The following is a 4,056-nucleotide window of genomic DNA, read 5'->3' as shown; positions in this document are numbered from 1 at the left end:
CTACACGGTTCTGTGTCGCTCACAAACCCCCTGTAGGAGCTGGCTTGCCAGCGAAGAGGCCCTCACATTCACCGCAAAACCAAGGGACCAAACCATGCCCGGATTCAGCAAAATCCTCATCGCCAACCGCGGTGAAATCGCCTGCCGCATCCAGCGCACCGCCCAAACCCTGGGCTATCGCACCGTCGCCGTTTTCAGCGATGCCGACGCCGATGCCCTGCACGTGCAGATGGCCGACGAAGCCGTGAACATCGGCCCGGCCCCGGTGCAGCAGTCTTACCTGAACATTGCGGCAATCATCGACGCCGCCCGGCGCACCGGGGCCGACGCGATCCACCCCGGCTACGGTTTCCTCTCGGAAAACCCCGGCTTCGCCCTCGCCTGCCAACACGCCGGCATCACCTTTATCGGCCCCAGCCCCGAGGCCATCGAGCTGATGGGCAGCAAACGCCTGTCGAAACTCGCCATGCTTGCCGCCGACGTGCCCTGCATCACAGGCTATCAGGGCGCCGAACAGGACGACGCGACCCTGTGTCGCGAAGCCGGGCGCATCGGCTACCCGCTGATGATCAAGGCCAGTGCCGGCGGGGGTGGGCGCGGCATGCGCCTGGTCCAGGGCGCCGCTGATTTGCTGGAGCAGATCCGCAGCGCCCGCTCCGAAGCGCTGCACGGGTTCGGCAGTGACGAGCTGATCCTCGAACAAGCCTTGATCGATCCCCGGCACGTCGAGGTTCAGCTATTCGGCGACCGGCACGGCAACCTGATCCACCTCGGTGAGCGCGACTGTTCGATCCAGCGTCGCCATCAGAAAGTCATCGAGGAAGCGCCCTGCCCGGTGATGACCACCGAACTGCGCCAGGCCATGGGTGAAGCGGCGCTCAAGGCGGGGCGCGCGGTGAGTTACGTCGGCGCTGGCACCGTGGAGTTCCTGCTGGATGCCAGCGGGCAGTTTTACTTTCTGGAGATGAATACCCGGTTGCAAGTGGAACACCCGGTGACCGAATTCATCACCGGCCTCGACCTGGTGGCCTGGCAGCTGCAGGTCGCCGCAGGGCTGCCACTGCCGCTGCGTCAGCAGCAGCTGCAACTCAACGGCCATGCCATGGAAGTGCGCTTGTATGCCGAAGACCCGGCCCGGGGGTTTCTGCCCCAGACCGGGCGCATCGCAACCTGGGAGCCCGCCTTGCAGAACGGGGTGCGGATCGACCACGGCCTGATCGAAGGCCAGGGCATCAGCCCCTTCTACGACCCGCTGCTGGGCAAGCTCATTGCCCATGGCGCCACCCGCGAAGAAGCCCGGCGCAAATTGTTGCGCGCCGTGCAGGACAGCGTGCTGCTGGGCATACCGAGCAATCAGCGCCTGCTCGCCAGCCTGTTGCAACACCCGCAGTTCGTCAGCGGCGAGTTCAACACCGGGTTCATCCCGAGGTATTTTGCCGACCCTGCCTGCCTGCATCCGCCGGTCCCCACCGCCGAAGAACTGGCGATCGCAACGGCCCTGTTTTATCGGGCCTCGGCGCAGACTCACCCAGCGCCCCTGGCCGGTTGGCGCAACAATGCCAGCGTGCCGTTGCACTATCGCATCGGCCTGGAAGATCAGCATTGGCCGGTGCAATTGCACGCAGTGCCTGACGCGCCCTACCGGATTCAAGTCGCCACCCGCACCCTTGAATTGAAGGTCGTGCAGTGCGACGGCCGCTGGGCCACCCTGGAAATCGATGGCATCCGCCGACGTTATGCCTATCGTCTCGAATCCGCGCAGCTCTGGCTGTTCACCCGGCCCGGCAGCCTGCAACTGGTGGATCGCACTCAAGCCCCGGCCAGCAGTCAGGCCAGCGTCAGCTGCGGCACGCTCAAGGCACCGATGGACGGTGCGATCGTCGACGTGCTGGTCGTGAGGGCAGCCCGGTCAGTAAAGGCCAGTTGCTGGTGGTGCTGGAGGCGATGAAAATGGAGCATCCCCTCAAGTCAGGCATCGATGGCGTGCTCAAGCGCTTGCAGGTCAGGGTCGGCGACCAGGTGAAAAATCGTCAGATATTGTTGGAGGTCGAATAAGTCGCTAGGCGGATCCGCCGGGTTTGGCTACGCTCAAGCGCTATCAGGACGCGGATACCAGGAACCCTGCGATGCCTCACTGGCTGGTCATTGATCTGGAAGCCACCACCGATGAGGGTGGCTGGCCAGTAACGGAAATGGAAATCATCGAAATCGGCGCCACGCTGGTGGATCGCAAAGGACGAGAACTGGATGCATTCCAGCGCTTCGTGCGGCCCTTGCGGCGGCCTTTGCTGACGCCGTTTTGCCGGGAGCTGACGCACATCACCCAGGCCAATGTCGACGGTGCCGAGCCGCTTAGCGAAGTCTGGGCGTCGTTCGAACGCTGGCTCGGCCAACATCACGCTCGCCTGGAAGGCTGGGCCAGTTGGGGCGACTACGACCGCCAGCAACTGCTTCAGGAATGGCAACGCCTGCAGCTCGACAGTGCCCTGAGCCGGGTGCCGCACATGAACCTCAAGCAACGCTTTGCCAAGGCCCGTCGGCTGGAACGCCCGCTGGGGCTCAACGGCGCCCTGCAACTGGCGGGCATGCAGTTCACCGGGCAGCAACACCGGGCACTGGAAGACGCGCGCAACACGGCACGCCTGTTACCCCTGGTGCTCCCTCTCTAGCGCGTGACGGCGCTGTGGGCCTTGTGCATACTGGCCGGCGCTTTTAAGCCCTTTTCAGCCCTTTTCGAGGAATCGCCCATGTTTAAAGTCAACGAGTACTTCGACGGCACCGTCAAGTCGATCGCCTTTGGCACCGCAGAAGGTCCGGCGACCATCGGCGTCATGGCGCCGGGCGAGTACGAATTCGGCACCAGCCAGCGTGAAATCATGCACGTGGTGACCGGCGCCCTGACCGTCAAGCTGCCCGACAGCAGCGACTGGGAAACCTTCGCCGCGGGCAGCCAGTTCAACGTGCCCGCCAACAGCAAGTTCCAGCTGAAAGTGGCTGTCGACACCGCTTACCTGTGCGAATACCGCGGCTAAACCCCAGGTTTCACAGCGCAAAAAAATGCCCGTGTCCCAGGACACGGGCATTTTTCATGGATGCGCTTATTCCAGGATCGTCACCGGCATGCCGACTTCGAGCTGGCCATTGCCATCGTTGACCAGGTTCTGGCCGAACATCGCCCCCTCTTCCTGGGCACGGTATTTCTGCAAGGTGGCCAGAGGCTCACGATCGGCGCTGCGTAGCCCGGTTTGCGGGTCGACGGTGGTCAGGATGCAACGGGAACACGGCTTGACCACGCGAAACTCGACATCGCCGATCCGGATACGCTTCCAGCCATCCTCGGCGTACGCTGGCGTGCCCTCGATCACCAGATTCGGTCGAAAACGCAGCATCTCCAACGGGCGCCCGACGTGTTGCGAAAGATCCTCCAGGGACGCCTGCCCGATCAGCAACAGCGGGAAGCCATCGGCGAAAGCCACCCGATCGTCATCCTTGCCGTAGCCCGCCTCAGTGATCCGCGCGCGATCAAGCGGTATTTGCACCAGGCGAGTCGGCTTGCCAATGAATTCACTGACCCAGGCACCGGCCTCATCGCCGGCATCCGGGACCCGCAAACTGTCGCGAAAGATAGTCACGCCCCGCAGTTCAGCGTCGCCGCCTGGCAAGGCGATATCGATCGGCGCGCGGCCTGGCGCACTGAGGGTCAAGCCGCCTTCGGCATTCCATAATGCCGACAGTTGACTCATCTGCCCCACTACGCGCTGGCTCAGGAACCGCCCGCTGGCCTCGTCAACCAACATCCAGCGTCGATCCCCTGCCAGCCCGAGCTTGTCCAGGCTGGCCTGCTGCAGGATCTCGCCCTTGCCGGATTTCAACGGATAACGATAAAGCGCGCTCAGACGCAGCATGGCCAGCTCCATGGAGAGTAAAAACGCCACCCTATACGACCTCCAGCCCTGAATCAAAGGCCAAAAACCCTGTAGGAGCGAGCTTGCTCGCGATGGACGTTAAGAACAACACGTTCATCCCGGATGAATGCGTTATCGTTCACGTCCATCG

General features: G+C 63.2%; 5 protein-coding genes. 4 read left to right on the top strand and 1 reads right to left on the bottom strand.

The window, feature by feature from the left end:
- Positions 1-94 precede the first annotated feature (94 nt).
- The 4 genes from BZ163_RS00335 (at position 95) to BZ163_RS00325 (ending at position 3,032) form a co-directional block, all read left to right on the top strand.
- Positions 95-1,948 carry an acetyl/propionyl/methylcrotonyl-CoA carboxylase subunit alpha gene (locus BZ163_RS00335; RefSeq protein WP_371916774.1) on the top strand — a complete coding sequence of 618 codons (1,854 nt, stop codon included), beginning with the start codon at positions 95-97 and terminating at the stop codon, positions 1,946-1,948.
- 2 nt (positions 1,949-1,950) lie between these two features.
- The gene (locus tag BZ163_RS36270; RefSeq protein ID WP_371916773.1) at positions 1,951-2,055 is read left to right on the top strand and encodes a hypothetical protein; all 105 of its coding nucleotides are present in this window, start codon (positions 1,951-1,953) and stop codon (positions 2,053-2,055) included.
- 71 nt (positions 2,056-2,126) lie between these two features.
- Complete coding sequence (locus BZ163_RS00330) at positions 2,127-2,669, top strand: exonuclease domain-containing protein (protein ID WP_128869357.1); 543 nt, start codon at positions 2,127-2,129, stop codon at positions 2,667-2,669.
- 78 nt (positions 2,670-2,747) lie between these two features.
- A complete protein-coding gene (locus tag BZ163_RS00325; RefSeq protein ID WP_054614024.1) occupies positions 2,748-3,032 on the top strand; it encodes a pyrimidine/purine nucleoside phosphorylase in 285 nt (94 codons plus the stop codon).
- A 66-nt stretch (positions 3,033-3,098) separates the two neighbouring features.
- Here BZ163_RS00325 and BZ163_RS00320 read toward each other — a convergent pair whose 3' ends face one another.
- Positions 3,099-3,905: an MOSC domain-containing protein gene (locus tag BZ163_RS00320; protein WP_128869356.1), complete on the bottom strand. Its 807-nt coding sequence runs from the start codon at positions 3,903-3,905 to the stop codon at positions 3,099-3,101.
- Between the last annotated feature and the right edge of the window lie 151 nt (positions 3,906-4,056).

The organism is Pseudomonas sp. VI4.1, from assembly GCF_002029345.1.
Lineage (GTDB): Bacteria > Pseudomonadota > Gammaproteobacteria > Pseudomonadales > Pseudomonadaceae > Aquipseudomonas.
Note: the sequence above shows the minus strand (reverse complement) of the source record. Positions and strands in the feature narration are given on the sequence as shown.